Raw genomic sequence first — 24,366 nt, forward strand, 5'->3', positions numbered from 1 at the left:
CGGGCGCGGTGTATCGACGTGCAAATTTCACGAACACTCCTTTGTGGGGGAACTACCAGCGCTGAGAGAGCGCTCTCTGGCAAGTTCCTCAACTGTAAGGGTGGCGCAGATCACTGTCAAGAGAGCGCTCTCTCGACGGTCCGTCCGCCGCTTCCTCCGGAGGGATGCGGGCCCGTCCCGGCGCCTCGCATGGAATGTCGGTGGCCGCCTTTAGGGTTGAACGCATGGCAACAAAGACTTCCCGGGCGTCCAAGGCGCCCGGCTACAAATGCGCTGAGTGCGGCTGGACCACCGTCAAATGGGTGGGGCGCTGCGGCGAGTGCCAGGCGTGGGGCACCGTTGAGGAAACCGGGACAGCGGTAGCGCGTACGACGGCGGCCACAACAGTTGTTGAGCCGGCCCGCCCCATTGCCGAGGTGGACGCCACCACAGCTGCCTTCATGCCCACCGGAATGGATGAGCTGGACCGGGTACTGGGCGGCGGGCTGGTTCCCGGCGCCGTCATCCTGCTGGCCGGCGAACCCGGCGTGGGCAAATCAACCCTGTTGCTCGACGTCGCGGCCAAGTTCGCCCGGACAGCCCAGGACGTCCTCTATGTCACCGGCGAGGAATCCGCTGCGCAGGTGAAGCTTCGCGCCGAACGGATCGACGCCGTCGCGGAATCCCTGTACCTTTCCGCGGAAACGGACCTTGGCCAGGCACTGGGCCAGGTAGAGAAGATCGAACCGCGGCTTCTGATCGTGGACTCGGTGCAGACCCTCAGCAGCGCGGACGTGGATGGCAGCGCGGGCGGAGTGTCCCAGGTCCGGGAAGTTGCGGCGTCCATTATCGCCGCCGCCAAGCGCCGCAACATGACCACACTGCTGGTGGGCCACGTGACCAAGGACGGTTCCATCGCCGGGCCCCGGCTGCTGGAGCACCTGGTGGATGTGGTGTGCCAGTTCGAAGGCGAACGGCACTCCCGGCTGCGGCTGCTCCGCGCGGTCAAGAACCGGTACGGGCCCACCGACGACGTCGGCTGCTTCGACCTGAATGAGAACGGCATTGAAGGCCTTGCCGATCCCAGCGGGCTCTTCGTCAGCCGCACCAAGGACCCGGTCTCCGGCACGTGCATCACGGTCACCATGGAAGGCCGCCGTCCGCTGCTCGCGGAGGTGCAGTCGCTGCTCGCCGAAAGCCCCACCTCGCAGCCGCGCCGGGCCACCAGCGGGCTGGACAGTTCGCGCGTTTCCATGCTGCTGGCCGTGCTGCAGCAGCGCGCCGGCACCCTGCTGCACAAGGACGACTCCTACGTGGCCACTGTGGGCGGGGTGAAACTCAGCGAGCCGGCCACCGACCTTGCCGTTGCCCTGGCCGTCGCATCAGCGAAGGCACGCAAGCCCCTGCCGGTCCGCCTGATCGCGTTTGGCGAGGTGGGGCTCGCGGGCGAGGTCCGGCCCGTGCCCGGGATCAACCAGCGCATCCAGGAGGCGCACCGGCTGGGGTTCACCCACGCGGTGGTCCCCGCCAGCCATACAGGTCCGGGTCCGGTGCCTGCGGGGTTCTCTGTGCGCGAGGTATCCCATCTGACGGAGGCACTCAGTCTCCTGATCGGATAGGCCCTCCCGTCCGTCCGGGCCAGCTCTTCCACTGTGCCTGGCGGTGGCGGCCCGCGGGGGGTCCAGGACACAAAAGCAGTTCCTTGTTCACCGCACCCCGGTTCACGGGTAGCCTGAGAAAAGCGCCTTCATGCAGACCGGGGGTCTCTGTATTTGCTTTGGGGGGCCGAAATGAAACAAGCCGTGGAATCCACTGTCGAGGCGGCCCGTGCCGGCAGTGCCGGGGCTCTGCCGGCGGATATGCCCGTGATCGGCCATCTCGACGGGCTGTTCGACGGCCTCGGAATCCGCAGCCGCATTGTGCTGGGCCAGCTTCCCCTGACGGTGACGGTTGTCCTTGTGGCAGTGGCCGCAGCGGTTTTCAGCCCCGCAACCTTGGCCACCAACCAGTTCCAACTGGCCCTTTTGGCCCACACATTGCTCTTCGCCGCCTGTCTGGTTCTGCCGTGGAGGCTGCTGCCAGCCGGCGCCTTTGCAGCGATACCGGTCCTGGACTGCCTGGCCATCGGGTTCACCCGGGAGGCGGGAGGACCGCCGTTCAACGTCCTCAGCCTGATGCTTGTGTTCCCAGTGGTCTGGCTGGCTGCCCAACCGCGCCGGTACATGGTCGTCCTGGCCATCCTTGGCACGGTACTCAGCACTCTGGTGCCTTCCGCCGTCGCCGGTTCACCCCCCACGTCAGCTTCCATGATCCGCACCCTGGTCCTGCCCCTTATCCTGTCCGCTGTCGCGGTGACAGCACACGTGGTGTCACGGACCATCCGCCACCAGCGCCAAAAGCTGGTGGACAAAGAGCATGTACTGGAAGTGACACTCGCCGAAAGCGTCCGGAAGCAGCGGCTGTTGGACGCAGTGCTGGGGGCCGTTGGCATCGGCGTCTGGGTGGTGGACCGGAACGGCTGCACCGTCCTGACCAACAAGGCACTTCAGGCGGACCCGGCGCTGGCCACCCTCCGCAAAAATGCCGGCAACGGACTTCTTCTGCCGGACCGCGCTTCTGCCGTACCTGCTGACGCGTCGCCCATTGCCCGCGCCGCCGCCGGCGACGAGTTCCGGGACGAGCTGTACTGGGCGGGCGGCCCGCAGGAACAGCACGCCTACTCCGTCAGCGCCCACGGCATCCCTGCCCACCATGGGAAGGACGGCGGCGCAGTTGTCACGTTTGTGGATGTGACAACCCTGATCCGCGCCCTGGCCGCCAAGGACGACTTTGTTTCAACTGTTTCCCATGAGCTGCGGACACCGCTGACGTCAATCCTGGGCTACCTCGAGTTGGTCCTGGAGGAGCCCGGCCACGATGACATCCGGGAGGAACTCCTGGTGGTCCACCGGAACGCCGGGCACCTGCTGGCCCTGGTCAACGACCTGATAGCCGTTGCGTCGGGACGGGTGGACCTTTCACTGGAAGAGGCAGACCTGGCGCAACTGGTGACCGAAGTGGTGGGCGCGTCGGTTCCCAAGGCCTCCCTGAACGGACTCCAGCTCGACCTTGACGTCGAACAACCGCTGCCGGCCCGGATTGACCCGGGACGGATCCGGCAGGTTGTCCGGAACCTGCTCTCCAATGCGGTCAAGTACTCGCCGGGCGGAGGCCGCATCACCGTTTGTGCACGTAAAAGCGGCAGTCAGCTCACCTGTTCCATCTCCGATTCCGGCGTGGGGATGGATGCCGACGAGCAGGAGCAGGCCTTCACCAAGTTCTTCCGTTCCGCCCGGTCGCGGGCAACGGCCATCCCCGGGGCCGGCCTGGGACTGCCGGTGAGCAAGACCATTGTGGAAGGGCATGGCGGCTCCATCACCCTTGCCAGCGAACCCGGGAAAGGCACCACCGTTACATTCACCCTGCCGGCGGCATCCTGACCACGGACAACAGGAGGGGCGCTGCCTACCGCCTAGTGCTGTGGAAGCTGGTCCGTATCGTCGCGGCGGGAATTGAAAAGCCAGCCGGACACGTCGCTTCGCAGCGCCAGCAACGGACCGCCCGTGGCGCTGACGTTGCCGGTGGGGACGTAATAGCCCCGTCCTGAACCGGGGCCGCCCGCAGCCCGGTCCAAGGCGTCCCGGAGATGCCGCGGCAAATGGCCCTGCGGGCCCAGGCTGCGGAGCTCATCAAGTTCTTCCGGCGTCAGCCGACCCAACACTTCAGCAATATTGGCCATGACGGGTCCCCTTCGAGCAGAGTGCTTGAAGGAATAACCTAAAGCAGCACCGTGAACTGCGGGTTAACACCGGACGGCGGATCCGGGACGTTTTTGGCCGCACCAGGCCGCACCACTGGAGGAGATATGCTGGTACGAAGCGCAGGAATCCTGTTGTACAGAAGGGCTCCCGGCGGGCCCGCGGGACTGGAGGTGTGGATCGCGCACATGGGCGGGCCGTTCTGGGCCCGCAAGGACACTCATGCCTGGTCCATCCCCAAGGGCGAGTACACGGATGATGAGGACCCGCTGGTGGCCGCCCAGCGCGAATTTGCCGAGGAGATGGGCACCGCGGCGCCGGACGCTGACTACCACCATCTTGGTGACTTCAGGCAGCCCTCCGGCAAGATCATCACCGTGTACACGGCTGAGCAGGACTTCCAGCCTGGGCCCATCACCAGCAACACCTTCCCGCTGGAATGGCCCAAGGGCTCCGGCCGGATCCAGCACTACCCTGAAATCGACGACGCCCGCTGGTTCCCCGAGCACGAGGCCCGGCTGAAGCTCGTCAAGGGGCAGGTCCCGGCCCTCGACGCACTTGCGGAACAGGTCCGCCGTCGAACGTAAAAAGCCGGCGGCCCCTGCTGGGAACACCGGCTTTTCCTCCACCCGCGCGCAGCTAGGCAGCGGCAAACTCCCGCTGCCTGGCCACCTTGGTGACCGAGACGTCGTCGCCCGAATACACCATGGTCCGGCCGGCACCTTCGCTGCGGACCACCCAGAAGACACTCCGGTTGGCGGCGATCATGTCAATGGTTCCGGCGATCACCTCCCCGCGGGAGGTGCGTACCTCCACGTAATCGTCCCTGGCGAGTTTTGACCAGTCGGGCACCGGCGCCTGGGGATGTGCTGCCGCCCGCCGGACCGGATTGTGCCTGTACATGCTGCTTCCGTCCTCCCGCTGCTAGAAGTTTCCGCCGTCGGCCTTGACAGCGAGCACCGGCCGGTCCGCCTGCATCAGGATTTGCTGCGCGTGGCTGCCCAGGATGAATTTGCCCACCTGGGTGCGGTGCCGCAGGCCGATGACGATCAGCGAGGCGTCCTCCTGCCTGGCAACGTCAAGGAACTCGTCGGCGAGGTCGTGCTGATAGGGCGGCTGGATAACCCTCGCCGCCACGCCCGCGTCCGCTGCCCTCTTCGCGGCATCGGCCAGAACGCCCTCAGCGGCCACGGACTTGTCCACGAGCGCGCCTTGGCGGGCCGAATTCACGATGATGAGCTCCTGGTTGCGGAGCTTCGCCTCGGAAATGCCTGCGGCGAGAGCTGCTTCACCTGACGGCGTGGGAACGAATCCAACGATGATGCTCATACCTTCTCCTTGATCTTGTTGGTGCCGGCCGAAGCCGCGGTGCCCTTGCGCTTGGCGATCAGGCTCCGAATTCCCGGCAGCACGGCCACCAGGACGAAGACCATCAGCAAGGTTGCCGAGATGGGGCGGGTGAGGAATCCGGTGGGGTCACCGCCGAAGACGAGCAGCGAGCGCCGCAGCGAGTTTTCCAGCAGTTCGCCAAGAACGAAGGCCAGGACCAGCGGTCCGGGCTCAAAGCCAAACTTCTTCATCAGGTAGCCCACGACCCCGAAGAACACCACCAGCGTGACATCGAACATGCTGTTGTTGATCGTGTACGCGCCCAGCAGCGTGATCAGCGCGGTGATCGGAGCCAGGATGGCCGCCCTGACCCGAAGGATCCGCACGAAGATTCCCACCAGCGGCAGGCTCATGATCAGGAGCAGGATGTTGCCGATGTACATCGAGTTCACCACGCCCCAGAACAGCTCCGGGTTCTGCTCTACGAGCTGCGGACCGGGCGTGACGCCCTGGATCAGCAGTGCGCCGAACATCAAGGCCATGGTGGCGTTTGCGGGAATACCGAGGGTCAGGAGCGGAATGAACGACGACGTCGCTGCCGCGTTGTTCGCGGTTTCCGGTCCGGCGACACCCTCGGGGGCGCCCTTGCCGAATCGCTCCGGCTGCTTGGCGCGCTTCTTCTCCATGGCGTAGGAGGCCATGGAGGCGATGGTGGCTCCGCCGCCGGGCAGGATGCCCAGGAAAAACCCCAGCACTGAACCGCGTCCGATTGCTCCGGAGGCCTGCTTCAGGTCCCCCTTCGAGGGCCAGACGTTGGAGACCTTCGACGGCGCTTTGGCAGCGCGGTGCCGTTCCTCCAGGTTGTAGAGGATCTCGCCGAGGCCAAAGATGCCCATGGCGATCGGAACGAAGTCGATGCCGTCGGCAAGCTGGAGGCTGCCGAAGGTGAAGCGGCTTTCGCCGGTGAACATGTCACGGCCTACCGTGGCCAGCAGGAGGCCGACGGCTGCGGCAATCAGCGCCTTGGCCTTTGCGCCGCTGCTGATGGTGGCAACCAGCAGGATGCCCAGCAAGGCCAGCGCGGAGTACTCGGGCGGGCCAAAGTCCAGCGCGAAGCTGGCAACGAGGGGGGCCAGGAAGGTCAGGCCGACGATCGCTGCCGTACCGCCTAGGAAGGACCCGATGGCGGCGAGGCCAAGGGCAGTGCCGGCACGGCCCTGCCGGGCCATCTGGTAGCCGTCGAAAACGGTAACCACGGAGGACGCCTCGCCGGGAAGGCGCAGCAGGACCGAGGTGATGGTGCCACCGTACTGGGCGCCGTAGAAAATGCCGGCAAGCATGATGATGGCGGTGACAGGTTCCACGCCGTAGGTCAGCGGAAGCAGGATGGCGATGGTTGCCGCCGGCCCCAATCCGGGCAGCACGCCGATCAGCATGCCGATGACGACGCCGACCAGGCAGTATAGGAGGTTCGTCGGCTCCAGGACGACTGAAAATCCGTTGATCACAGGATTCAGGAAATCCATGGTGGTCTCCTAGAAGAGGTGGGGAATGGAGGTGCCGAGCGCCAGGACGAAAATCCCGTAGAACGCTGCGACGACGAGCGCGCTGACCAGGAGCGTGGACCGCCAGGTCTCACCGCCGAGGAACCGCATCCAGATGATGCAGAGGATCAGGGCGGGGATCTCGAATCCGATAAGTGGCATCAGCGCCACCATGGCTGCGAGCGTCACCAGTCCGGTGAGCGGGGCGGCAGACATCCGGGTGAACTTTTCCGCATCCCGGTTGTGCCGGCCCAGGATCAGCTGGAAAAGCCCCAGCGCCACCATGACGCAGCTGATCATGAACGGCCAAAGGCCCGGTTGCGGGCTTGACGGGGTGCCCAGGCCCATGGCTACCGACAGGACGAGCGCACCGGTTCCGACGCCGAGCACCACCAGGGATGAGCCGGCGTTGGCGAGGGCGCCTGCCGCAGGGGGCTTTTCCGCCTCCCACTGGGCGGCCAGTTGCTCCGGGGTCAGGGCTTCGGGCAGGTCATTGCGGGCGTCCCCGCCGGACGGGACAGCTGAGCTGCCGTCCCGTCCGGCGGACACTGCTGGAGTGGTCTCCATTGCTGTTACTTGTTTCCGTTCAGGCTGATGTCGTACTTCTCCACCAGTTCCTTGTACTTCGCTGCATAGCCCTTCCACTCGGTGACAACTTCTTCACCGGAAATTTCCTTGGGGGTCAGCATGTTCTTCTCGTTGAACTCCTTGTAGGCGTCCGACTTGAAGGTTTCCTGGAACGCGGCGAGCAGCTTGTCCTTCACGTCCTGCGGGGTACCCTTAGGCGCTGCCACTGCCCGGTATTGGGCCACGGGAACGTCGTATCCGGCTTCCTTTGCGGAGGGAACATCGGGAAGGAAGCTGTTGCGCCCTTCCGAGAAGACGAGCAGCGGTGAAACCTTGCCTGCTTCGATCTGGGGCATTGCCTCGCCGAGCTGGATGGTCGCCAGCTCAACCTGGTTGCCCATGACGGCGGTCAAGGCAGGCTTGCCGCTGTCGAACGGGACGTCGGTGCCCTGGACGTTGGCCTGCTTGAAGAGAACGGTCTGGGCCAGCTGGCTGCCCGTGCCGACGCCGGTGGTGCCGAACGTGACGTTGCGCCCGGCGTCGGTGACGTCCTTGAAGCTCTTGAAGCCGGAGTCCGTGCTGGCGACGAGCACGTAGTCGTCCTGTGAAAGCCCGGCGATGACATCCAGATCGTCGATGTTGACGGCCTCGTCCGCGCTAACGGCAAGGGGGGTGATGGTAGCCAGGGAGGCTGTCAGCAGGACGAGTTCCTGGCCGTCGGCGGGCTTCCCTGCGACTTCCTTGGTGGCCAGGGCGCCGTTGGCACCGGGCTTGTTCACGACGGGCATCGGGGCGCCGAGGGTCTTGGTGGCTCCTTCGGCAAGGGCCCGGGCGATGAGGTCGGTGCTGCCGCCCGCAGCCTGGCCGACCGTGAGTGTCACGGGGCCGCTGGGGTATTTCGACGTGTTGGCGGCACTGCCGCCGGCGACGTTGCCGCAGGCGGTCATGGCCAGGAGGGTGATGGCTGATGCCGCACCGAGGACGGCGCGGCGTGTGGGGAAGTGCTTCATTGGAACTCCTCGATAAGTCTCCGGGCGGGGTCCGGACAATCTGTGAACCGGGTCACCCCGTTCGCTTTGTCGAGTGTAGGGAGGAGTTATGATGCCTGTCTAAGCCCAAAACTGCATCAAGTGATACCGGGAAGGCATCATGTTCACATTCGACCAACTGGCAGGGTTCATCGCTGTTGCTGAGGAATTGCATTTCGGCCGGGCGGCCGAACGCCTCAACATGACACAGCCCCCGCTCAGCCGGCAGATCCAAAAGCTGGAAAAGATCATCGGGGCTGAACTACTGGAGCGGGACAACCGGAAAGTCGAACTGACGAACGCAGGCAAGACCTTCCTTGAGGAAGCCCGCCGCCTCATGGCGCTGGCCGAACGCGCCCCGGTCTCGGCGCGCCGGATAGCTTCGGGAAGGTCGGGCGTCCTGCGCATCGGATTCACCGCTGCCAGCGGCTTCAGTATCCTTGGCCCGATGCTGGAAGAGATTGCGGCCGTCATCCCGGACGTGGATGTGGATTTGCAGGAGCTCGTCACCGGGGAGCAGATCAGCCGGCTGATGTCCGGGGAACTGGATCTCGGACTCGCCCGGCCGCCATTCGACCGGGAAACGTTCGACTCCCACCTGTTGTACCAGGAGTCGCTGGTCCTTGCGGTTCCCGCCGGACACCCCCTGACGCTTCTGGCGCGGGAGATTACGGCTGAGGACTTCAAGGACGAGCCGCTTATCATGCATTCCCCCATCCAGGCCCGCTACTTCTACGACCTCGTGGTGAGGACCTTTCCCATTCACCACGCCAACGTGGTCCACACGGTGAGCCAGGTGCTGACCATGGTCTCCCTGGTTGCAGCCAAACGCGGCGTCGCTTTCGTGCCGCATTCCGCCACCCTGCTGGGGATCAAAGGCGTGGAGTTCCTGCGGTTGCCAGACAACCAGGGCGGGCAGGTGGAACTGCACGCCATCTGGAACCGCAGGATCACCAACCCAGCACTCTCCCGCCTCTTGCGGGACTTCGAGTTTGCGATGGAGTGAGCACCGAAGAATCAGCCGTAATGCGCTGAAGGTATCAATGCATTCAAAAGTGCACTTAGACAGGCATTACATCCTCTGCCTAACCTGAACAGGAATTCATTACCAGCGGCCAAAAGGCGCTCGAACCAGAGGACAAGATCGTGGCAAAGTACACCCCCCAGGAACTGGCAAACACCCTGAAAGACGGCCTGCTGTCGTTCCCGGTAACGTCCTTTGACGCCGCACTGCAGTTCGATGAGGAGAACTACCGCAAGCACCTCGCCTGGCAGGCCAGCTTCCCCGTTGCGGGCCTCTTCGCAGCAGGCGGCACTGGCGAAGGGTTCTCCCTGACCCCGGCGGAATCCGCCCGCGTGGTCCGTGCCGCCGTCGACGAGGTGGGCGGACAGGTTCCCGTGCTGGCCTCCGCAGGCGGCTCCACCGCCCAGGCTATCGAGAACGCCCAGGCTGCCGAAGCTGCGGGCGCCGAAGGCATTCTGCTGCTCCCGCCATACCTGACCGAAGCGGACCAGGGCGGACTCATCGACCACGTCAGCGCCGTCTGCAGCTCCACCTCCCTTGGCGTCATCATCTACAACCGCGCCAACGCCATCTACAAGGACACCACCGTGGCCACCCTGGCGGACCGCCACGAGAACCTGATCGGCTTCAAGGACGGCGTGGGTGACTTGGAACACGACGCCCGCGTCTACGCCAAGCTCGGCGACCGGCTGTTCTACCTCGGCGGCCTTCCCACCGCAGAGACCTTCGCCCTTCCGCTGCTGCAGTTGGGCATGAGCACCTACTCCAGCGCCATGTACAACTTCGTCCCGCAGTTCGCACTGGACTTTTACCAGGATGTCCGCAACAACGACCGTGCGGCCGTCAACCAGAAGCTCAACGACTTCGTGATCCCCTACCTGGACATCCGTGACCGTGTGAAGGGCTACGCCGTCTCCATCGTCAAGGGCGGCCTGGACGCCATCGGCCGGTCCGCAGGCCCCGTCCGTCCCCCGCTGCAGAACATGGCCGAGAAGGACCTGGCAGACCTCAAAGACCTCATCGCCCGCGTTTCCTGACCGTCCCTGCCACACCGCTACACAGGAGGAACCCACGTGACCCTCACCGGACACTCCCTGATCGCCGGACAGACCGTCGTCGGCGACGGCAAGACAACCTTCGGCTTCAACCCCGCCACCAACGAGGCGCTGGAGCCTGCTTACACGCTGTTGACCGAAGAGCAGCTCAAGTCCGCCACCACCGCCGCGAAGGAGGCCTACCCGTCCTTCAGCACCCTTGACCCGGAAACGCACGCCGCGTTCCTGGACGCCATCGCTGACAACATCGAAGCCATCGGCGACGAACTGATCATCCGCGCCGGCCATGAAACCGGGCTGCCCGCGGCCCGGCTCCAGGGCGAACGCGCCCGCACTACCGGCCAGCTGCGCCTGTTCGCGAACGTCGTCCGCCAGGGCGACTTCCGCGGCGTCCGCATCGACCCCGCCATCCCGGCCCGCACCCCTCTCCCCCGTCCGGATATCCGCCAGCGCCAGATCCCGCTCGGTCCGGTCGCCGTCTTCGGCGCCAGCAACTTCCCGTTGGCCTTCTCCACCGCCGGCGGCGACACTGCGTCGGCCCTGGCCGCAGGCTGCCCCGTGGTCTTCAAAGCGCACAACGCCCACCCCGGCACCAGCGAACTTGTCGGCCAGGCAGTCACGAAGGCCGTCAAGGACTTCGGCCTGCACCCGGGCGTGTTCTCCCTGATCTACGGCCCCGGCGCCAGCATCGGCCAGGCCCTCGTTGCCGATCCCGCCATTAAGGCCGTCGGGTTTACCGGCTCCCAGGCTGCCGGCGTCGCGCTCATGAAGACCGCCGCCGCCCGGCCCGAGCCCATTCCGGTCTACGCCGAGATGTCCTCCCTGAACCCGGTCTTCGTGTTCGACGGCGCCCTCGCAGGTGACGTCGACGCCCTCGCTGCCGCCTACGTCACCGCCGTCACCGGCAGCTCCGGCCAGCTCTGCACCTCCCCCGGCCTGCTGTTCGCCCCCGAAGGCGAGGCAGGCGACAAACTCGCCGCCGCCGTCGCACGCGCCGTAGCAGCCTGCGCCGGACAGACCATGCTTACCGAGGGCATCGCGGGGTCCTGGAACGCCGGAACCGAAGCGCTTGGCAAGGCCGACGGCGTCGAACTCCTTGGCCAGGGCACCCCTGGCCCGACGCAGAACGCCCCCGCACCCGCCATCTTCGGCACCGGCGTGGACCAGTTCATCAGCAACCACGTCCTGCATGAGGAAATCTTCGGCGCCGCGTCCTTGGTCATCCGGTACAAGAACGTCCAGGACCTGCTGCAGGCCGCCGGCCGCATCGAGGGCCAGCTCACCGCATCCCTGCACCTTACCGAAGCGGACTACCCGATGGCGGCACCCCTGATCCCCGTCCTGGAACAGAAGGTGGGCCGCATCATCGTCAACGGCTGGCCCACCGGCGTCGAGGTAGGCCACGCGATGGTCCATGGCGGCCCGTTTCCCGCCACCTCCGACACCCGCACCACCTCCGTGGGCACCCTCGCCATCAACCGGTTCCTCCGCCCGGTCGCCTACCAGAACATCCCCCAGGAACTGCTCCCCGAAGCCCTCCTGGACGCCAACCCCTGGCACCTCAACCGCCGCATCAACGGCGACGTGGTTCCCGCCGCAGAGAAAGCAGAGGTCAGCGCATGAGCCGCCAGCCCACCATCGCCGGAGTCGAGGTAGTACCGGTTGCCGGCTACGACAGCATGCTGATGAACCTCAGCGGCGCGCACGGCCCCTTCTTCACGCGCAACGTTGTGATCATCACCGATTCGGACGGGCGCACCGGCCTGGGCGAGGTTCCCGGCGGCGAGAAAATCCGCACCACCATCGAGGAAGCCGGTGCCCTCATCAACGGGAAGCCGGTTGCACGCTACCGCTCGCTCCTGCGCGAGGTGGCGGCTGAGTTCGCAGACCGGGACGCCGGCGGGCGCGGCCTGCAGACCTTCGACCTGCGCACCACGGTCCACGCCGTCACCGCCGTCGAATCAGCCCTGCTGGACCTGCACGGCCAGTACCTCGGCGTACCGGTGGCGGAACTGCTTGGCGACGGCCAGCAGCGCACGTCCGTGCCGATGCTCGGCTACCTGTTCTTCGTTGGCGACCACGCGCGCACGGACCTGCCCTACCTGGTGGAGGACGCGCCCGCCGACCGGTGGGAAAAGCTCCGCCGCCAGGAGGCCATGACTCCGGACGCCGTCGTCGCCCTGGCCGAGGCCGCGCAGGAGCGTTACGGCTTCAGTGACTTCAAGCTCAAGGGCGGCGTGCTGTCCGGCGACGAAGAAGTGGACGTGGTCACGGCCCTCGCAAAGCGCTTTCCGGAGGCCCGGGTCACCCTGGACCCGAACGGCGGCTGGCTCCTCGAGGACGCCATCCGCCTGGGCAAGCGCATGCAGGGCGTCGTGGCCTACGCCGAGGACCCCTGCGGCGCCGAAGGCCGGTTCTCCGGCCGCGAGGTGATGGCGGAGTTCCGCCGGGCCACGGGCCTGAAGACGGCCACCAACATGATCGCCACCGACTGGCGGGAAATGTCCCATGCCATCCGCAGCAACGCCGTGGACATCCCGCTGGCGGACCCGCACTTCTGGACCATGCATGGCTCGGTCCGGGTGGCACAGCTGTGCAACGAGTTCGGACTCACCTGGGGCTCGCACTCGAACAACCACTTCGACATCTCGCTGGCCATGTTCACGCACACCGGCGCTGCTGCCCCGGGCGAAATCACCGCGCTGGACACGCACTGGATCTGGCAGGACGGACAGGGCCTCACCAGGGAACCGCTGCAGATCAAGGGCGGCGCCATCGAGGTGCCTGACGCCCCGGGGCTGGGCATTGAGCTGGACCGGGATGCCCTGGACAAGGCGCACCAGCTGTACCTTGAGCACGGCCTGGACGCCCGCGATGACAGCATCGGCATGCAGTACTACATCGAAGGCTGGTCCTTCGACCCGAAGCGGCCCTGCCTGGTCAGGTAAGCCGCAATCCACTGCGCCCTTCCCGGCAGTACGCCGGCACCAACTTCCGCACGGCCGGAACCTCCCCGCAACAGAGGCCGGCCGTGCGGAATTCCACCTTGGAGCCCCCATGAATGCCCAAACGGCCCTCCTCGAACACACACATGCAAGCGCGTCTGCTCTTCCCGCACAGCCGCGTCCCCTCGCCGGCAACAACCCGGCACCCGTGGGCGCCGACTGCGATGACGAGTGCCACTTTTGCCAGGGACCAGAAACAGACTGACCCGCACTTGGCGCTTCCCTCCCGCGCCGCCGCGGGAGGGGCGTCCCGGTGTCGCCTCTTCCGGCGTGACCATGCCGACAGGGCATGAAGCGATGCGGATTGCGTGTTGGACGCGCATCACATCGGCAACCTAAAGTAGTGGAGTCGCTGTGGCGGGCCCCACATCCCATCGCCCCGCAGCCGCCCTGCGCTACCCAACCCCCAAAGGAAACATTCGATGATGTCTGTGGACAATGCCGTCACGGACGTGGCCTCGGCCACGAAAAAATTCTTCAAGCGCGTGCTGCCCATCATGCTGGTCATGCTGGTCTGCAACCAGCTGAACCGATCCAACATCGGCTACGCCCAGGACCACCTCCAGGCTGATGTTGGAATCGGCGCTGCCGCCTACGGCTTCGGCGCCGGGCTGTTCTTCATCGCCTATGCCATCTTCGAACTCCCCAGCAACGTCATGATGGAAAAGTACGGCGCCAAAGTGTGGCTAACCCGGATCATGATCAGCTGGGGCACTGTTTCTTTCCTCATGGCTTTCGTGCAGAACGAAACCATGTTCTACGTCCTGCGCTTCCTGCTGGGCGCCGCCGAGGCCGGGTTCTTCCCCGCCGTCATCTTCTACTTCGCCCGCTGGGTCCCGGCCGGCCAGCGCGGCAAGGCCACGGCCATCTTCATCGCCGGGTCCTCCATCGCCGCGGCAATTTCGGGCCCCATTGCCGGGATGCTGCTGAGCCTCCACGGGGCTCTTGGCCTGCGGGGCTGGCAGTGGCTTTTCGGCTTCGAAGGCGCTCTGTCCGTCGTGGTGGGCTTCGCAGTGTTCTTTGTCCTGGATGCCAAAATCAAGGACGCCAAGTGGCTGTCCGCAGCCGAGAAGGATGCACTGTCAGAGGCAATCGCCGCTGAGGATGCACAGCACTCCCAGGCCGGCGCGGGCAAAGTCAACCGCTGGAAGATGCTCCTGAACCCACAGATCCTGCTGCTGTGCGGCATCTACTTCTCGGTGCAGCTTTCCATCTACGCCAACACCTTCTGGCTTCCCAGCATCATCAAGCAGATTCCCGGGACCACGGACCTCACCGTCGGATTCCTTTCCTCCATCCCGTGGGTCTGCGCCGTGTTTGCCATGTATTTTGCCGCCAAGCTGCAGGACAAGGCAAAGTCCAAGCGTCCTCTGCTGGTGGTGGCGCTCCTGGTGGCGGCCGTTGGCACCTTCGCGGCCGCCGTCGCTTCGCCGGTCATGGCCCTGGTGTTCCTCGCCGTCGCGGCCATGGGCTTCAAGAGCGCTTCGCCCCTGTTCTGGACCATCCCGCAGTCCGGGCTGCACCCGCTGGTGCTCGCCCCCGCGATCGCCATCATCAACTCGCTGGGCAACCTGGGCGGCTTCGTTGCCCCCTTCGGCTTCGGCATCATCAAGGAACAGACCGGCAGCGTCATCCCCGGCCTGTTCGCCCTGGCCGCCGCATCCACCATCGCCGCCGGCCTGGTCTACTTCCTCAAGGAAAGGCGCACTGACGGCCGGGAGGTTGCCCCGGACGAGGAGCCCGTGCTGGCGGCTCCGGTTCCCAGCCGGGCCTGACGCCCCTTTACATCCGGATTGCCTGAGCGGTGCCGGAGCGCTGTAGCGATACGGCGTTCCGGCACCGCTCCAGCATTTCCAGCGGGGGTTTCCGGCGCCTACCGGCCGGTGATGACCAGGGCGACGCTGTGCCCGCCAAAACCGAAGGCGTTCACCAGCCCGGCCGGGGAATATCCTGCCCGGAGAGTGTGGACGTCTTCGGTGACGACGTTAAGGTCCACTTCCGGGTCCAGCTCTTCGACGTTGAGGGTCCCCGGAAGCTGGCCCGTGCGCAGCGCCTCCAGGACCACGACGGCGGCCAGCGCGCCGGCGCCGCCCAACAGGTGGCCGGTGTGCCCCTTGGTGGAGGTCACCGGCACGTCCGCGCCAAAGATCGCGTTGATGGCCTGGCCTTCCAGCCGGTCCCCCACGGGGGTGGATGTTGCGTGGGCGTGGACGAAGCCGATGTCCGCGGGCTGCATTCCGGCCGATTCCAGGGCCTTCTGCATCACGCGCCGCTGCATGGCAGGGTCCGCTGCCACAATGTCGTTGGCGTCGGAGGTAACGGCTCCACCTGCCACCGCACCCAGCACCGCCGCTCCGCGGGCTCGCGCGTGGTCCTCGCTCTCCAGCACCACCACACCGGCGCCCTCGGCCAGCACAAAACCGTCCCGGCCGCCGTCGAACGGGCGGGAGGCGCGCTGCGGCTCATCGGAGCGGGTGGACAAAGCGCGGATCTGCGAAAAACCGGTAATCACGAGGTCGTTGACGGACGCGTCCACGCCGCCGGCAATCACGACGTCGGCCGCACCGGAGCGGATCATCTCCGCCGCCTGCACAATCGCCTCAGCCCCGGAGGCACAGGCGCTGACCGGCGTGCGGGCGCCGCCGCGGGCGCCGAGGTCGATGGACACCCAGGCGGCCGGGCCGTTCACCATGAGCCGGGTCAGTGTGTGGGGCGACACCTTGCGGGGGCCGGACTCGGCCAGGGTCCGGTCCTGTTCAAGAGTGGACCCCAGGCCGCCGTAAGCGGAGCCGATCACCACGGCAAAGCGTTCGGAGTCCACCTCAGGGGCGCCGGCCTGGGCCCATGCTTCGCGCGCTGCGATGAGCGCCAGCTGGCCGCAACGGTCCATCCGCTTGATCTCGCGGGTGCTGAGGTGGCCGGAAAGGTCAGCTGGGGCCTGGCCGGCGATCTTCACCGGAAGCTGCTCCGCCCACTCTGCATCCAGCGGGGCAATGCCCGATTTTCCGGCCACCAGGGCGGCCCAGGTTTCGGCAACCGAGGAGCCGAGCGGGTTGACGGTACCGGCGCCGGTCACCACGGCGCGGACAGGTGATGGATTCAGTGTCATGGTGCCTTACTTCGCGGGGTTGTGCGTGCCGATAGGCACCAGGGTGAGGTCCGGGTGGTTCTTTTCGATCCGCCGCAGCGCCCAGACGTCGTTGAACAGGGCGAGGTATTCGCCGTCGGACCGCAGCAGCACCTCGGCGCCCGGCACGTTGGCCAGCGCGGGCATGGCCTCCGCCGTCGAAATCCTGGCCAGCGAGTAGGGCAGGCGTTCCAGGCGCATGGGGGCGCTGAAGTCGTGCGCCATGCGGTCCTCCACCACCTCGAACTGCATGGGTCCGACGGCGGCAAGCACCGGCGCCTGGTCGCCACGGACGTCGGAACGGAGCACCTGGATGACGCCCTCGTGCTCGAGCTGCTCGATGCCGCGGCGGAACTGCTTGAACTTGCTGGGGTCCTTCGAACGCGCCACCTGGAAGTGTTCCGGGGCGAACAGCGGGATGGCCGGATACTCCACCGGCTCCTCGAGGAAAAGACTGTCGCCAACGCGCAGGGATGAAGCGTTGACCAGTCCCACCACGTCGCCCGGGTACGCCTCGTCAATGACTTCGCGTTCCCGCCCGAACACCTGCTGGGCGTACTTGGTGGCAAAGGACTTGCCGGTGCGGGTCTGGGTGACCACCATGCCGCGCTCGAAGACACCGGAGCAGACGCGGATGAAGGCAACGTGGTCGCGGTGGGCCTTGTTCATGCCGGCCTGCACCTTGAACACAAACCCGGAGAACGGCGATTCGACGGGGCGGGGGCGGCCGTCCACATCGGGGCGCGGCGCCGCCGGCGGGGCGAAGTCCACCAGTGCGTCCAGCAGCTCCTTGACGCCGAAGTTGAGGGCGGCGGAGCTGAACAGGATGGGGGTTGCCTTGCCGGCGTGGAAGGCGTCGACGTCGAATTCCAGGTTCGATTCGATCACCAGGCCGGCCTCGTCCACGGCGTCGGACCAGTTGCTGCCCTGGCTTTCCGCGGCTTCCTCCGGGGTGAAGTATTCGGTGATGGCGATCTGCGCGCCGGCGTTGTTGCGCTGGAAGCGGGCGAAGCGGTCGTTGCGGAGGTCCCAGACACCGCGGAAGTCGCCAGAGATGCCGACGGCCCAGGTCAGTGGCATGGGCTGCAGGCCGGTGCGTTCGGTGATTTCGTCCATCAGGGCCAGCGCATCCAGGCCGGGCCTGTCCCACTTGTTGATGACCGTGATGATGGGCAGGTTGCGCTGCTTGCAGACTTCGAACAGCTTCATAGTCTGGGTTTCCAGGCCCTTGGCTGCGTCCACCAGCATCACGGCGCAGTCGACGGCGGCGAGCACGCGGTAGGTGTCCTCCGAGAAGTCGGCGTGGCCGGGGGTGTCCAGCAGGTTGATGACCGTGTCCCGGTAGGAAAACTGCAGGGCGGCGGAACTGATGGAGATGCCGCGGTCCTTTTCCATCTGCATCCAGTCGGAGACCGTTTCCTTGCGGTTCGCCTTGCCGCTGGAGGCGCCGGCGGTCCCGATGACCTTGGCGTGCAGGGCGAGCGCTTCCGTGAGCGTGGACTTGCCGGCGTCGGGGTGCGAGATGACAGCAAAGGTCCTGCGGCGGCCGGCCTCTTTGTGAATCGCGGAGATCCGGGCGGGGGTCAGGACATCTTGGGACACGGTGCTACTTTCGCTGCGGTTGGGATTGCCCAGGCGCTGGCGGCGCCTTTCGAAGCACTGCGCTCCAGGCACTGCACTTAACGGAACGGCGGGCCGCGGGGCCGGTAGGCGGGCCGGCGGACAGCCAAGGTACAAGTTTATCGCAGCACCGCAAACCGGCTCCGTGCCCGCTTAACGCCCGTGAAACCAACCGTTCAAAACCGGGAAACGGCAGGTGGTTAGGTTGGCACCATGACGACGCAGGGCAAGGTGTTTTTCGATCCCATCACTACCGGTCCGGACTCCGCGCGGGACCAGGACCGCAATGCAGGCGCGGCGGGCCGCGGCACCCAGACGGCGGTGGAGCTGAAGGCGCTGCGGGCGGCGTCGCTGGCCGCCGTCAGCAGGGATCTGGAGCGCATGCTCCGGGAGCGCGCACGCCAGCCCTTTCCCGGATGAAGCTGCGGTAACGGCATGATGTGTTCATGCGCAGCATCGAGCTGGTCCTGGACGCCTCTTCCGATTCCCTCATCAGGGCCGACTGGGCAAGGCTCGCCGCTGCCGGCGTTCCCAGCCAGGCGGGCCATACGTCCGCCAGCAACAGCCCGCATATCACCCTTGCCGCCGGCCAGGACCTGACGGTGCCGGACAACGCCGATGACCTCTGGCAGGGACTGCCGCTGGGCATCGGGTTCTCCGGAGTCCAGGTTTTCGCTTCGGGGGCCGGCAGGTATGTCCTTGCCCGCTCGGTTGTGGTAACGACGGCACTCCTTGACCTGCACCGGGCCCTCCATGATCGGGCGGCAGGCGCACTGCCGCTCACCCGGCCAGATGCCTGGACGCCGCATGTCACCCTCGCCCGCCGGGTTCCCGGGCATCTCGTAGCGACGGCGCTGGACCTGCTTGAGCTGCGCATGGAGGCCCAGTGCACCGCCGCCAGGCACTGGGACAGCACCACCAGGACCATCACTTCCCTGGGACCTGGCGGCCAGGCGCTTCCCCGGGTCCCGGGCTGACCAGCGGCAAAGTGGCCCACTCAGGGCTGCAGGACAGGCCGGTTCGGCGGTACTTTCAGGAACCCCCTAATGGGGCACTTTGGGGCTTGCCCGTGCGGAAGTTGGAGTTTCTTGCCCCTATCATTGAGCTTGCGGGAAAATGAGCACTTTTTATCCTGCCGGCAAGTGTGAAAAGCCGGCATCTTGCGGGCGGCGGTCCGCACCTTTGAAGGGAATATCTATGGCGCGGAGCCCCGAGGAATCACTTAGGGCGACTCTGGGCAGAGTGGCACCCGGAACTCCCCTTCGTGACGGACTGGAGCGCATCCTCCGCGGCCGGACCGGGGCGCTGATCGTCCTGGGCTCGGACCGGACGGTCGACTCCATTTGCTCCGGCGGATTCGATATTGGCATCGAGTTTTCCCCCACCCGGCTCCGTGAGCTCGCTAAGATGGACGGCGCCATCATCTGCGACCGGGACGCCGGGAACATCCTGCGTGCGGCCGTCCAGCTGGTGCCCGATTCCAGCATTGAGACCCAGGAGTCCGGCACCCGTCACCGCACCGCCGAACGTGTTGCCATCCAGACCGGAGTTCCGGTCATCTCCGTCAGCCAGTCCATGCAGATCATCGCGCTGTACGTGAACGGCCTGCGGCATGTGCTCGAGGGCTCGGAGAAGGTCCTGGCCCGCGCCAACCAGGCCCTTGCAACCCTTGAACGCTACCGGTCCCGCCTTGACCAGGTGACCAGTTCGCTGTCGGCTCTCGAGATTGAGGCGATGGTAACTGTCAGGGACGTGGCGGTCACCCTGCAGCGGCAGGAAATGGTCCGCCGGATCTCTGAAGAAATCTCCCAGTACGTCCTGGAGCTGGGCGAAGACGGCCGGCTCCTGTCACTCCAGCTCGATGAACTGACAGTGGGCCGGGGCCCGGGCAGCGACGTCATCATCCGCGACTACGCCAGCCCGGACGCCTCGCCCGAGGACATCGAAAAGGCCGTCAGCGCGCTGGTTAATCTCGGTCCCACCGAACTGATTGACCTCGGCAAGATTTCGGGCATCGTGGGGTTCGCCGGCGGGGAGGCGAACCTCGACGCCGTGGTCCAGCCCCGCGGCTACCGGCTGTTGTCCGGCCTGAAGGCGGTTCCCAAGGCTGTTGCCGACCGCCTGGTGGACCACTTCGGCGGGCTGCAGTTCCTGATGGCGGCCACCATTGACGACCTCATGACCGTTGACGGCATCGGCGACCAGCGCGCACGCACGGTCCGCGAGGGCCTCAGCCGGATGGCAGAGGCCAGCCTGCTGGACCGGTTCCTGTAAAGACCCCACGGAAAGTCAGTTCAGCTGGAAGACGGCTTTCGGGCTTGCCTTGGAACCCAGCTTGGCGGTGAAGATGTAGTACGCCCCGCCGGCACCGGGCTTGGCGTCCACCGCCTGGCACCCCTCAACGCTCCGGTTCCGGGGCCATGGGAAGTTGGCGGTTTCGCTGGCTCCCGGAGCGATCACCTTCACCAGGTCCTCGCTGGCCGCCTGGCAGTCCCTGGAAGAGAAGACCCTGTCCGGGCCGCTGGTCACCAGGAACTCCATCTGCGAGGTTCCGATGTTCACCTGGCACGGCACCTCTCCCCCGTTCGTCACCTTCAGGGTCAGCAGCGGGTTTTCGTCGGGCCCGTAGGCGGCCTTGTCCGTGGACGCGGAGACCGTTACGAGGTTCTGGTTGCACGTTAACGTTGCGGAGGCGGTCGGCGTGGGGGCGGCAGAGGCTGACGCAGACGTGGACGGCGAGGCGGAGGGAGCGGCGGAAGCGGAACCGCTTGCCGGATCCGTGGACGAGGCCTGCTCGGAAGCCCCGCCGAAGGCCCCGGCCAAAGCCAACCCGCCCACGACGAGAGCCAGGACCATCAGCAGCGCACCGCCAACCATCAGCCGCCGCCGGCGGTACACGGCAGGGCTGGGCTTCCGGACGCTGCTGGATCCGGATGCCGATGCCTTGCCGCGTGCTGATGAAGTGCCCTGCTTGCCCATACTTCTAGGCTAGGGAACCGCCCGGGTTCTGCCCCGCCACCACGCCGCCGGGCAGCCAACGCAGTCGGTCACATCCGGTTTCCGGCCTGCAAAACGCATCCACTACAGTGTTGGAATCGACACCAAGACTTCCGCTCCAGCAGCCCCCGACGCCGTGCCAGGCACCGCGGGCGGACTCCAGCAGCTTCACGCCAGCATTACCGACTGGTTCGCCGAAACCGCACGCGACCTTCCCTGGCGCAACCCCTCCTGCTCCCCCTGGGGCGTCCTGGTCAGCGAGATCATGCTGCAGCAAACGCCGGTGGTGCGGGTTTTGCCTGTCTGGCACGAGTGGCTTGAACGCTGGCCCACTCCCGCCGGACTGGCGGGCGAACCGGCCGGCGAAGCCGTACGAGCGTGGGGCAGGCTCGGATATCCCCGCCGTGCACTGCGGCTGCACGCCGCCGCCGCGGCAATAGTCCGGGAGCATGCCGGCAAGGTCCCGGAGACCTACCCGGAACTGCTCGCACTCCCCGGGGTGGGAAGCTACACGGCCGCCGCCGTCGCGGCTTTCGCCTACGGCCGCCGCGAAACCGTGGTGGACACCAACATCCGCCGGGTACACGCACGCCTGGTGACGGGGTCCGCGCTGCCTGCCCCCACCCTGACCGCTGCGGAGATGCGCCTGGCCGCCTCGCTCCTGCCGGACGACGACGCCGCGTCCGTGCGCTGGAACGCGGCAGTCATGGAACTGGGCGCCCTGGTCTGCACTGCCCGGGTGCCCAAATGTCCGGCGTGCCCGGTGAAGGACTCCTGTGCCTGGCTCGCGGCCGGCGAGCCCCCGCCGTCGTACGTTCCCAAGGGCCAGGCATGGCACGGCACCGACCGCCAGGTCCGGGGAGCCGTGGTGGCGGTGCTGCGCCTGGCCGGTGCGCCCGTGCCGGCGGAGATGTTCCACCATGCCCCGGCGGACCTGGGCTACGTACCGGACGGTATCGGCGTGCCGCTGGCGGCGCTGCACCGGCTGAACCCTCCCCCGGAACAGCTGGAGCGGTCACTGGCAGGGCTGCTGGCGGACGGGCTGGCTGAACTGCATGACGGCGGATACCGCCTGCCAGCCTGACCCCCGCCGGCGGCGCTCGGCCGAACTATGCACGGGATGGCATACTTTCTGGTGACCGGAACCGGGGGATGCCTTGCGAATCATCTTGTACGTTGTGTGGGCGCTCTTCGTTGCCGCAGCTGCCTTTGCCATGGTCCACGCCGCACGGAAAACCCGGCGACAGGAGCAGCTGATGGCACGCTGGCCCAAGGCCCAGGCAACTGTTACCGGCAGCGTTCCCGGCTGGACCAGCGGCGGGGGCGGCTCAAGCCGCAGCCGGCGGTTCTTCCCCACCTACCAGTTCAGCGATTCCTCCGGCACGCTGTACATGGGCAAGTCAGAGATTTCCCGGGCGGCGGAGCCCGTGCCCGGATCCCTTATCGAAGTGGCCTACAACCCGGACGATCCGCATGAATCCTTGCAGGTCTCCTCGGCGCCCCGGACCACGCTCGGCTGCCTTATCCCGTTCTTCGCCGTCTTTGCACTGGCACTGTTCTGGTTCATCGGCATCTTCCCGCTCGACTGACGCCTTCCTCAGTCTCCTTTTGGGTGTCAGCAGCATCCGGGCCATAACAATGGCGGTACCACTTGCCGCCTCCGGGCCCACCCGGCCCCGCGCCGTCCTACCCTGAAGTATGCGCAGGCAGGGACTGCTTTTGGCTTTGGTGACGACGGCGGGGCTCGCCTCCGGCTGCGGACCCGGCGCAGTTGCGTGCCCGGCAATAGCCCAGGCCACGGTGGTCTCGGTTACGGTCACCGCGGACTACGCACGCCACGTCGGCGCCCTCCATGTGAAAGCCTGCCAGGATGGCAGCTGCAAGGAGGCCGACGTCGAACTCCAGCCTGGCAGCACCTCTATCGACCAGGGCTGCACTCCGGAAGGCGTCTGTTCAGCCACTGCCTCGCCGGACGGGACCAAGGTGGGGATGCTCATGCTGGACACCCTGACGGAAGCATTGATGACGGTGACGTCCTCCGGCCACGCGGCTGACGGGGCACCGTTGCCCGTGCATACCCTGGAGTTCAGGCCGAAGGCCGACTATCCGTTCGGAGTGCAGTGCGGAAAATTCATTTCCGCCTCCGTGATCCTGGACGCGACAGGCCTTCGCGAGCGCAGCTGAGGTAGCGTGCCCTCGACTAGAAAAGCGCCGGCTGGCTGAAGGGCTCCCCTGCCCTTCCCGAATCCGGACATTCGACGCGCCATTCGAGGCCCAGGTCCGCGAGCAGTTCCTCCACTGACGTCTGCCCGTCCAGCACTTCGATTGCCGGGTAGCTGCCTTCGGGATCCTGCCGTTCCATGCCATCGAGCTTATTCGCACGAGCAGGTGAAGCCTTTCGGAACACACCGCGTGGAGGAGTTTTGGGCCCGAAGGGCCTTACGGCTCGCCAAAGCCCGCCTGCACCAGCCCGCCCACGTAGTTCACCGCCCGTTCGGCATCCACTCCGCGGGCCTCCACATGCAGGACGGATCCCTTGCCTGCTGCCAGCGTCATGAGCGCCGTCATGGATGCACCGTCTACGCCGTTGACGGTGACTTCGGCGTCCAGGGCGGACAACCCCCCGGCGATCTTTGCCGCGGGCCGGGCATGCATGCCTGCCTGGTTGATGAGCTCGAAGTCGCCGGTGAAGTCCGGGCCCTGCCCGGTGACAGACCCTTCCAAGATCTCCCGCTGGGGCGGCGGTCCGGAATTTTGCGAGGGCCCACGGACAGCTTCCGCCGCACGCTTCACCGCCTGCACGTCCGCCCCGCCCTGCGCGGCCACAGACGCGGCCACCAGGCCCTCCACCAGCGGGGCATCGGCCAGCAGCACGCCGGCCGGATCCTCGGCGAACTCCAGGGCGGATTCCGCGGTCATCACCGCCGATCCAAGATCCGTGAGGATCACGGTACCGTCACCTCCGGCGGCGTTGTCCAGGGCGGCAAGCACTTTTTCCAGGCTGGTGCCGATCCTGCCGTCGGCGGTGCCCCCGGCTGTCAAAACCAGCACGTCGGGTGCCATCTGCGCGGCCAACTCCGCGGCGCCGTCGGCAATCTTTTCGCTATGGGACACCACCACAATGCTGACCGTCACGCAGCAGCCCCCACCGCAGCCCGGAGGATCAGAGCGCTGGATGCCGCCCCGGGGTCCCGGTGGGGGCACGGACAGGATGTTGTAGCCCGTTGCCCACACCAGGTTCTGCCACATCTTCCGGTAGCTCGCCCGGGACAGGTCCACCATGGACAGCACAGC

The 24,366-nt window shown here is 66.4% G+C and carries 25 protein-coding genes; 14 read left to right on the forward strand and 11 right to left on the reverse strand.

Annotated features, from left to right (window positions below):
- Nucleotides 1–224: 224 nt before the first annotated feature.
- Both radA and AC5RTT_RS08855 read left to right on the forward strand, forming a co-directional pair.
- A complete protein-coding gene (gene radA / locus AC5RTT_RS08850) occupies nucleotides 225–1,598 on the forward strand; it encodes a DNA repair protein RadA (RefSeq protein WP_494144872.1) in 1,374 nt (457 codons plus the stop codon).
- Nucleotides 1,599–1,781: 183 nt separating this feature from the next.
- Nucleotides 1,782–3,458, forward strand: a complete 1,677-nt coding sequence (locus AC5RTT_RS08855; RefSeq protein WP_494144873.1) for an ATP-binding protein — start codon at nucleotides 1,782–1,784, stop codon at nucleotides 3,456–3,458.
- Between the two features lie 32 nt (nucleotides 3,459–3,490).
- Here AC5RTT_RS08855 and AC5RTT_RS08860 read toward each other — a convergent pair whose 3' ends face one another.
- Complete coding sequence (locus AC5RTT_RS08860) at nucleotides 3,491–3,757, reverse strand: hypothetical protein (protein WP_494144874.1); 267 nt, start codon at nucleotides 3,755–3,757, stop codon at nucleotides 3,491–3,493.
- Between the two features lie 126 nt (nucleotides 3,758–3,883).
- On the opposite strand from AC5RTT_RS08860, the gene AC5RTT_RS08865 reads away from it, so the two are divergent.
- Complete coding sequence (locus AC5RTT_RS08865) at nucleotides 3,884–4,363, forward strand: NUDIX hydrolase (protein WP_494144875.1); 480 nt, start codon at nucleotides 3,884–3,886, stop codon at nucleotides 4,361–4,363.
- Between the two features lie 52 nt (nucleotides 4,364–4,415).
- On the opposite strand, the gene AC5RTT_RS08870 is transcribed toward AC5RTT_RS08865, so the two are convergent.
- From AC5RTT_RS08870 to AC5RTT_RS08890, 5 genes are read right to left on the reverse strand one after another with little or no spacing between them, the layout of a single operon-like run.
- On the reverse strand, nucleotides 4,416–4,679 hold the full coding sequence (locus tag AC5RTT_RS08870) for a hypothetical protein (RefSeq protein ID WP_494144876.1): 264 nt from the start codon (nucleotides 4,677–4,679) through the stop codon (nucleotides 4,416–4,418).
- 21 nt (nucleotides 4,680–4,700) lie between these two features.
- On the reverse strand, nucleotides 4,701–5,105 hold the full coding sequence (locus AC5RTT_RS08875; protein WP_494144877.1) for a universal stress protein: 405 nt from the start codon (nucleotides 5,103–5,105) through the stop codon (nucleotides 4,701–4,703).
- Nucleotides 5,102–6,631 carry a tripartite tricarboxylate transporter permease gene (locus AC5RTT_RS08880; protein ID WP_494144878.1) on the reverse strand — a complete coding sequence of 510 codons (1,530 nt, stop codon included), beginning with the start codon at nucleotides 6,629–6,631 and terminating at the stop codon, nucleotides 5,102–5,104. Before AC5RTT_RS08880 ends, AC5RTT_RS08875 begins: the two co-directional genes overlap by 4 nt.
- A gap of 9 nt (nucleotides 6,632–6,640) precedes the next feature.
- Entirely contained in the window at nucleotides 6,641–7,216 is a 576-nt protein-coding gene (locus tag AC5RTT_RS08885) for a tripartite tricarboxylate transporter TctB family protein (RefSeq protein ID WP_494144879.1), read from the reverse strand.
- Nucleotides 7,217–7,221: 5 nt separating this feature from the next.
- Nucleotides 7,222–8,226 carry a Bug family tripartite tricarboxylate transporter substrate binding protein gene (locus tag AC5RTT_RS08890; protein WP_494144880.1) on the reverse strand — a complete coding sequence of 335 codons (1,005 nt, stop codon included), beginning with the start codon at nucleotides 8,224–8,226 and terminating at the stop codon, nucleotides 7,222–7,224.
- 139 nt (nucleotides 8,227–8,365) lie between these two features.
- Here AC5RTT_RS08890 and AC5RTT_RS08895 point away from each other — a divergent pair, with 139 nt between their 5' ends.
- The 5 genes from AC5RTT_RS08895 to AC5RTT_RS08915 all read left to right on the forward strand — a co-directional run bounded on the left by AC5RTT_RS08895 (nucleotide 8,366) and on the right by AC5RTT_RS08915 (nucleotide 15,103).
- Nucleotides 8,366–9,250 carry a LysR family transcriptional regulator gene (locus AC5RTT_RS08895; RefSeq protein WP_494144881.1) on the forward strand — a complete coding sequence of 295 codons (885 nt, stop codon included), beginning with the start codon at nucleotides 8,366–8,368 and terminating at the stop codon, nucleotides 9,248–9,250.
- Nucleotides 9,251–9,390: 140 nt separating this feature from the next.
- Nucleotides 9,391–10,305 (forward strand): 5-dehydro-4-deoxyglucarate dehydratase, encoded by a 915-nt coding sequence (kdgD, locus tag AC5RTT_RS08900; protein ID WP_494144882.1) that lies wholly within the window; start codon nucleotides 9,391–9,393, stop codon nucleotides 10,303–10,305.
- A 36-nt stretch (nucleotides 10,306–10,341) separates the two neighbouring features.
- The gene (locus AC5RTT_RS08905; protein WP_494144883.1) at nucleotides 10,342–11,946 is read left to right on the forward strand and encodes an aldehyde dehydrogenase (NADP(+)); all 1,605 of its coding nucleotides are present in this window, start codon (nucleotides 10,342–10,344) and stop codon (nucleotides 11,944–11,946) included.
- Nucleotides 11,943–13,271, forward strand: coding sequence for an enolase C-terminal domain-like protein (locus AC5RTT_RS08910; RefSeq protein WP_494144884.1), 1,329 nt, complete (start codon nucleotides 11,943–11,945; stop codon nucleotides 13,269–13,271). Before AC5RTT_RS08905 ends, AC5RTT_RS08910 begins: the two co-directional genes overlap by 4 nt.
- A gap of 479 nt (nucleotides 13,272–13,750) precedes the next feature.
- Complete coding sequence (locus AC5RTT_RS08915) at nucleotides 13,751–15,103, forward strand: MFS transporter (protein ID WP_494144885.1); 1,353 nt, start codon at nucleotides 13,751–13,753, stop codon at nucleotides 15,101–15,103.
- Between the two features lie 98 nt (nucleotides 15,104–15,201).
- Here the strand turns inward: AC5RTT_RS08915 and AC5RTT_RS08920 are convergent, their stop codons facing one another.
- Nucleotides 15,202–16,437, reverse strand: a complete 1,236-nt coding sequence (locus AC5RTT_RS08920) for a beta-ketoacyl-[acyl-carrier-protein] synthase family protein (protein ID WP_494144886.1) — start codon at nucleotides 16,435–16,437, stop codon at nucleotides 15,202–15,204.
- A gap of 6 nt (nucleotides 16,438–16,443) precedes the next feature.
- Entirely contained in the window at nucleotides 16,444–18,057 is a 1,614-nt protein-coding gene (locus tag AC5RTT_RS08925) for a peptide chain release factor 3 (RefSeq protein ID WP_494144887.1), read from the reverse strand.
- Between the two features lie 231 nt (nucleotides 18,058–18,288).
- Between AC5RTT_RS08925 and AC5RTT_RS08930 the strand changes: the two genes are divergently transcribed.
- From AC5RTT_RS08930 to disA, 3 genes are all read left to right on the forward strand, one after another.
- The gene (locus tag AC5RTT_RS08930) at nucleotides 18,289–18,495 is read left to right on the forward strand and encodes a hypothetical protein (protein ID WP_494144888.1); all 207 of its coding nucleotides are present in this window, start codon (nucleotides 18,289–18,291) and stop codon (nucleotides 18,493–18,495) included.
- A 26-nt stretch (nucleotides 18,496–18,521) separates the two neighbouring features.
- Nucleotides 18,522–19,052, forward strand: a complete 531-nt coding sequence (locus AC5RTT_RS08935; protein ID WP_494144889.1) for a 2'-5' RNA ligase family protein — start codon at nucleotides 18,522–18,524, stop codon at nucleotides 19,050–19,052.
- Nucleotides 19,053–19,272: 220 nt separating this feature from the next.
- Nucleotides 19,273–20,349 carry a DNA integrity scanning diadenylate cyclase DisA gene (gene disA, locus AC5RTT_RS08940; protein WP_009357808.1) on the forward strand — a complete coding sequence of 359 codons (1,077 nt, stop codon included), beginning with the start codon at nucleotides 19,273–19,275 and terminating at the stop codon, nucleotides 20,347–20,349.
- Nucleotides 20,350–20,364: 15 nt separating this feature from the next.
- On the opposite strand, the gene AC5RTT_RS08945 is transcribed toward disA, so the two are convergent.
- The gene (locus tag AC5RTT_RS08945; RefSeq protein ID WP_494144890.1) at nucleotides 20,365–21,054 is read right to left on the reverse strand and encodes a hypothetical protein; all 690 of its coding nucleotides are present in this window, start codon (nucleotides 21,052–21,054) and stop codon (nucleotides 20,365–20,367) included.
- 283 nt (nucleotides 21,055–21,337) lie between these two features.
- Here AC5RTT_RS08945 and AC5RTT_RS08950 point away from each other — a divergent pair, with 283 nt between their 5' ends.
- From AC5RTT_RS08950 to AC5RTT_RS08960, 3 genes are all read left to right on the forward strand, one after another.
- On the forward strand, nucleotides 21,338–22,156 hold the full coding sequence (locus tag AC5RTT_RS08950) for an A/G-specific adenine glycosylase (RefSeq protein ID WP_494144895.1): 819 nt from the start codon (nucleotides 21,338–21,340) through the stop codon (nucleotides 22,154–22,156).
- A gap of 73 nt (nucleotides 22,157–22,229) precedes the next feature.
- Nucleotides 22,230–22,661 carry a DUF3592 domain-containing protein gene (locus AC5RTT_RS08955; RefSeq protein WP_494144891.1) on the forward strand — a complete coding sequence of 144 codons (432 nt, stop codon included), beginning with the start codon at nucleotides 22,230–22,232 and terminating at the stop codon, nucleotides 22,659–22,661.
- A 109-nt stretch (nucleotides 22,662–22,770) separates the two neighbouring features.
- Entirely contained in the window at nucleotides 22,771–23,256 is a 486-nt protein-coding gene (locus AC5RTT_RS08960) for a hypothetical protein (protein ID WP_494144892.1), read from the forward strand.
- 16 nt (nucleotides 23,257–23,272) lie between these two features.
- On the opposite strand, the gene AC5RTT_RS08965 is transcribed toward AC5RTT_RS08960, so the two are convergent.
- Nucleotides 23,273–23,434, reverse strand: a complete 162-nt coding sequence (locus tag AC5RTT_RS08965) for a hypothetical protein (protein WP_494144893.1) — start codon at nucleotides 23,432–23,434, stop codon at nucleotides 23,273–23,275.
- A gap of 77 nt (nucleotides 23,435–23,511) precedes the next feature.
- Nucleotides 23,512–24,207 carry a dihydroxyacetone kinase phosphoryl donor subunit DhaM gene (gene dhaM, locus AC5RTT_RS08970; protein ID WP_494011862.1) on the reverse strand — a complete coding sequence of 232 codons (696 nt, stop codon included), beginning with the start codon at nucleotides 24,205–24,207 and terminating at the stop codon, nucleotides 23,512–23,514.
- Nucleotides 24,208–24,366 lie beyond the last annotated feature (159 nt).

The organism is Arthrobacter sp. Y3221157, from assembly GCF_059089865.1.

Coding starts and splice junctions, on each gene's coding strand:
- radA (WP_494144872.1), top strand. CDS start 225: ATGGCAACAAAGACTTCCCGGGCGTCCAAGGCGCCCGGCTACAAATGC.
- AC5RTT_RS08860 (WP_494144874.1), bottom strand. CDS start 3,757: ATGGCCAATATTGCTGAAGTGTTGGGTCGGCTGACGCCGGAAGAACTT.
- AC5RTT_RS08865 (WP_494144875.1), top strand. CDS start 3,884: ATGCTGGTACGAAGCGCAGGAATCCTGTTGTACAGAAGGGCTCCCGGC.
- AC5RTT_RS08870 (WP_494144876.1), bottom strand. CDS start 4,679: ATGTACAGGCACAATCCGGTCCGGCGGGCGGCAGCACATCCCCAGGCG.
- AC5RTT_RS08875 (WP_494144877.1), bottom strand. CDS start 5,105: ATGAGCATCATCGTTGGATTCGTTCCCACGCCGTCAGGTGAAGCAGCT.
- AC5RTT_RS08880 (WP_494144878.1), bottom strand. CDS start 6,631: ATGGATTTCCTGAATCCTGTGATCAACGGATTTTCAGTCGTCCTGGAG.
- AC5RTT_RS08885 (WP_494144879.1), bottom strand. CDS start 7,216: ATGGAGACCACTCCAGCAGTGTCCGCCGGACGGGACGGCAGCTCAGCT.
- AC5RTT_RS08890 (WP_494144880.1), bottom strand. CDS start 8,226: ATGAAGCACTTCCCCACACGCCGCGCCGTCCTCGGTGCGGCATCAGCC.
- AC5RTT_RS08895 (WP_494144881.1), top strand. CDS start 8,366: ATGTTCACATTCGACCAACTGGCAGGGTTCATCGCTGTTGCTGAGGAA.
- AC5RTT_RS08910 (WP_494144884.1), top strand. CDS start 11,943: ATGAGCCGCCAGCCCACCATCGCCGGAGTCGAGGTAGTACCGGTTGCC.
- AC5RTT_RS08915 (WP_494144885.1), top strand. CDS start 13,751: ATGATGTCTGTGGACAATGCCGTCACGGACGTGGCCTCGGCCACGAAA.
- AC5RTT_RS08920 (WP_494144886.1), bottom strand. CDS start 16,437: ATGACACTGAATCCATCACCTGTCCGCGCCGTGGTGACCGGCGCCGGT.
- AC5RTT_RS08930 (WP_494144888.1), top strand. CDS start 18,289: ATGACGACGCAGGGCAAGGTGTTTTTCGATCCCATCACTACCGGTCCG.
- AC5RTT_RS08935 (WP_494144889.1), top strand. CDS start 18,522: ATGCGCAGCATCGAGCTGGTCCTGGACGCCTCTTCCGATTCCCTCATC.
- disA (WP_009357808.1), top strand. CDS start 19,273: ATGGCGCGGAGCCCCGAGGAATCACTTAGGGCGACTCTGGGCAGAGTG.
- AC5RTT_RS08945 (WP_494144890.1), bottom strand. CDS start 21,054: ATGGGCAAGCAGGGCACTTCATCAGCACGCGGCAAGGCATCGGCATCC.
- AC5RTT_RS08950 (WP_494144895.1), top strand. CDS start 21,338: ATGCTGCAGCAAACGCCGGTGGTGCGGGTTTTGCCTGTCTGGCACGAG.
- AC5RTT_RS08960 (WP_494144892.1), top strand. CDS start 22,771: ATGCGCAGGCAGGGACTGCTTTTGGCTTTGGTGACGACGGCGGGGCTC.
- AC5RTT_RS08965 (WP_494144893.1), bottom strand. CDS start 23,434: ATGGAACGGCAGGATCCCGAAGGCAGCTACCCGGCAATCGAAGTGCTG.